Here is a 3,775-nt window from a genome sequence, read left to right on the forward strand (position 1 = left end):
CCTCGGATCGGTGCGCGTGCCGCCGCCGCGGGGTCGTATCCGCTCCCCTACTTGATCAGGTGGCCGGCGTCGACCGGCAGGGTCACGCCGGTGACGTACCGCCCGGAGTCGGACACGAGGTACAGCACCGCTTCGGTGACGTCCTCCGACTCGATGACCGGGACGGGCAGCAGGTTGCCCATCAGCTCACCGAGTCGCGGGTGCTTCGCCCCGTAGTCGCCCATCACCTCGTTGGTGACCATGGGCGTGTTGACGCCCGTCGGATGGACGCTGTTGACGCGGATCGAGTACGGGGCGAGGTCAGCCGCGGTGCACCGCATCACGCCGACCATCGCGTGCTTCGCCGCGGTGTAGGCGGTGAGGCTGATGTCGTTGTTGGCGGCGTACCTCAGGCCCTGCGTCGAGCAGGTGAACACGATGGCCCCGCCCTTGCCCGCTTCCCTCATCACTGGGGCGACAGCCTCGACCGTGTTCCACGCGCCGGTGATGTTCACGTCCAGAGTGGTCTGCCACACCTGCTGTCGCGTCGCGGGGTCGGTGGGCTCGTCGACGCTGATCGACAGGATGCCCGCGTTCGCCACGACGATGTCGAGGCCGCCGAGTTCGGCGACGCCGTCGGCGACGACTTGCCGGAGCGCGGCCTGGTCACGCACATCGACGACGCGGGTGAGGGCCTTGCGCCCGCGCTTCTCGACCTCCCGGGCGACCTGGTCGAGGTCCTCCGGGGTCGGCATGGGGTAATTGACCGTCTCCACCGGACCGCACACGTCGATCGCGATGATGTCGGCGCCCTCCTCCGCGAGGCGGATGGCGTGGGCGCGGCCTTGGCCGCGAGCGGCACCCGTGATCAGGGCGACCTTTCCTTCGACACGACCCATGACGGGACCTCTTTCAGGCGTTGGCGAGTTTGGGGGCGACTTCGGTGGTGAGCAGTTCCAGCGACTGGTTCCACGGCTTGGGGTCCTCGGTGTAGTCGTGCCCGTAGACCATCGTGGTGCCCCACCCGCCGGTGCGCTGCTGAATGTCGGCCAGCTTCTCGACGACCGTCTCCGGCGACCCGATAATCCACACGTGCTCGGCGAGGGTGTCCATATCGACGGTGTCGATGTCGTGATCGGGCAGCATCGCCTGCAGCAGACCGAACTGCTTGTACACCGGCAGCAGATAGTTCCGCCACGCCTCGCCCATGCCGCCCTCGACCGCGAGCTTCTTGGCTTCGGCGTCGGTCTCGGCCACCAACACGTCCCGCACCACATGCAGATCCGACCGGTCCACCACGTGACCCGCCTCGGCCGCCGCCGCCGAGTAGGTCTCCCAGTGATTCGCGATCGCCGCCTCACCCGCGTACACACTCAACGGCAGATACTTGCGCGACCCCGCGAACGACAACGTCGGCGAATTCGGCGACAACCCCGCCATCGCGATCTCCACCGAACCCCCGAACGGCCGCACATCGCGCCACGGATGCGCGGGATCCGACTCCGGGAAACCCGCGTTCCAGAACTCACCCTCGAAACGGAACGGCTCGCCCTGCCACACCCGCTCCATGATCTCGAGCGCCTCAAGCATCATCCGGTGATTGTTCTTCAGATCCGGCAAACCCCGGACCACCGCATCCGACGGATACGCCCCCGCGCCCACCCCCAAGATGTAACGACCCTCCGTCACATGGGTCAGCCACGACACCTGCACGGCGAGCGAACCCGGGTGTGAATACGCGGGCAAATGCGCGCCCGGACATAGCTTGATCGACTCCGTATCCCGCGCGGCAGCCGCGATAATCAACTCCGGGTTCGGAATCGACTCGTACGTCATCGTCGCGTGCTCACCGATCCAATACTCGGTGAACCCGACCCGATCACATTCCACCGCCTGGTCCACCGCCCAGTCAAAAACCTCACGCGGCGACCGCGACGGCCGCATGAACGGCGTCTGAAACATCGCAAACTTCATGCTGAGCTCTCCCATGTTCGGTCGTGACCGCTGCGCACGCGGAGCGGAATTTCTTGACCCAGTCCACTTGAGAAGGTGGTGCAGGTCACCTGTAGCCACTACTCGACTTCTCCCGCGGCCACCACCGCGGACAGCCGGTGAGCGAGCGGGTTCAGTCGGCGAGCGCGCCGAACTTCCCGCGGTAGAACAGAAGCGGACGCGAGCCCGCGCTGGATGCCAGGTCGAGCACCTGGCCCAGGACGATGACGTGGTCGCCTGCCTCGACCTCGCCGACGATCTCGCACTCGACCCAGGCGAGCGCGCCGTCCAGGCGCGGGGACCCCGAGGGGCCGGGCCGCCAGGCGACCCCGGCGAACTTGTCGCCGCCCGACACGGCGAACTGACGACACAGGTCGTGCTGGCCCTCGGCGAGGACACTGGCGGCGAACCATCCCGCGCGGCGGATGCGCGGCCACGTGGTGGAGGTCTTCGCCGGGGCGAAGCTCACCATCGGCGGGTCCAGCGACAGGGACTGGAAGGACTGGCACGCGAATCCCACGGGCTCGTCGCCGTCCATCGCGGTGATCACGGTGACGCCGCTGCAGTAGTGGCCGAGGACGTCACGAAAGGCGGCCTGGTCAGGGAGAGGGGAACGAGTGAACTGCATGGTTGCTCCGTCACTGTCGGGAGGACGCACCTCAGGTGCTCGCGGCAGGCAGTTCGACCTCGTCGAGCAGGTGGCCCATCCGCTCGCGCTTGGTGCGGAGGTAGCGCACGTTGTCCTCGGTCACCGCGGAGGCGATCTGGACCCGCTCGACGATGTCGAGGCCGAACCCGGTGAGTCCGGCGTATTTGGCGGGGTTGTTGGTTATGAGCCGCATCTTCGTGACGCCGAGCGCGGCGAGGATCTGCGCACCGATGCCGTACTCGCGGGTGTCCACCGGAAGGCCGAGGGCGAGGTTGGCGTCCACTGTGTCCGCTCCGAGGTCCTGGAGTTCGTAGGCGCGCAGTTTGTGCCCGATGCCGATCCCACGCCCTTCGTGGCCGCGCAGGTAGACGACGACTCCCCTGCCTTCTTCGGCGATTCGGCGCATCGAGGCCCCGAGCTGGTCGCCGCAGTCACAGCGCCGCGAGGCGAAGACGTCGCCGGTGAGGCACTCGCTGTGCACCCGCACCAGCACGGGCTCGTCGCCCGACAAGTCGCCGCACACGAACGCGAGATGCTGCTCACCGTCCAGAACGGACTCGAAGGCATGTGCGGTGAACTCGCCCCAGTCCGTGGGAAGCCGGGCGGCCGACACGGAGCGGACGAGCCGCTCGTCCCGCATGCGCATCCGCACCAGGTCGGCGATCGACAGCAGCAACAGGCAGTGCTCGGCGCAGAACGCGCGCAGGTCGGGCAGCCGGGCCATCTTCCCGTCATGGCGGACCACCTCGGCCAGCACGCCCGCGGGCTCAAGGCCCGCGAGGCGCGCCAGGTCCACTGACGCCTCGGTGTGGCCGGGCCGCTTCAGGACGCCCCCGGGACGGGCCCGCAGCGGGAACAGGTGCCCCGGTCGGGCGAAGTCGGCCTCGGTGGACGTCGGATCGGCCAGTGCCCTGACGGTGGCCGCGCGGTCGGCCGCCGATATTCCCGTCGTCGTACCCGTCCGCGCGTCCACGGTGATGGTGAAGGCGGTGCCCATGGCGTCGCCGTTGCCCGCCTCCGAGACCATGAGCGGCAGGCCGAGTTCGTCGAGTCGGTTCCCGTCCATGCCGACGCACACGACACCCGAGGTGTGGCGTACGAAGAACGCCATCGTCTCTTCGGTCGCGAACTCGGCGGCCATGATCAGGTCGCCTT

4 protein-coding genes are annotated in these 3,775 nt (G+C 68.1%); all 4 read right to left on the minus strand.

Annotation, left to right across the window (positions count from 1 at the left end):
* Positions 1–47 precede the first annotated feature (47 nt).
* A complete protein-coding gene (locus ACRDSQ_RS15640; protein WP_431421907.1) occupies positions 48–878 on the minus strand; it encodes a mycofactocin-coupled SDR family oxidoreductase in 831 nt (276 codons plus the stop codon).
* Between the two features lie 13 nt (positions 879–891).
* Entirely contained in the window at positions 892–1,953 is a 1,062-nt protein-coding gene (locus tag ACRDSQ_RS15645) for an LLM class flavin-dependent oxidoreductase (RefSeq protein ID WP_431421908.1), read from the minus strand.
* 151 nt (positions 1,954–2,104) lie between these two features.
* Entirely contained in the window at positions 2,105–2,599 is a 495-nt protein-coding gene (locus tag ACRDSQ_RS15650; RefSeq protein ID WP_431421909.1) for a flavin reductase family protein, read from the minus strand.
* 31 nt (positions 2,600–2,630) lie between these two features.
* A partial coding sequence (locus tag ACRDSQ_RS15655; protein WP_431421910.1) for a bifunctional 3,4-dihydroxy-2-butanone-4-phosphate synthase/GTP cyclohydrolase II occupies positions 2,631–3,775 on the minus strand: 1,145 nt, incomplete at its 5' end.

The organism is Actinokineospora sp. (genome assembly GCF_050699995.1).
In the GTDB taxonomy this organism is placed as follows: Bacteria; Actinomycetota; Actinomycetes; order Mycobacteriales; family Pseudonocardiaceae; genus Actinokineospora.

Coding starts and splice junctions, on each gene's coding strand:
- ACRDSQ_RS15640 (WP_431421907.1), bottom strand. CDS start 878: ATGGGTCGTGTCGAAGGAAAGGTCGCCCTGATCACGGGTGCCGCTCGC.
- ACRDSQ_RS15645 (WP_431421908.1), bottom strand. CDS start 1,953: ATGAAGTTTGCGATGTTTCAGACGCCGTTCATGCGGCCGTCGCGGTCG.
- ACRDSQ_RS15650 (WP_431421909.1), bottom strand. CDS start 2,599: ATGCAGTTCACTCGTTCCCCTCTCCCTGACCAGGCCGCCTTTCGTGAC.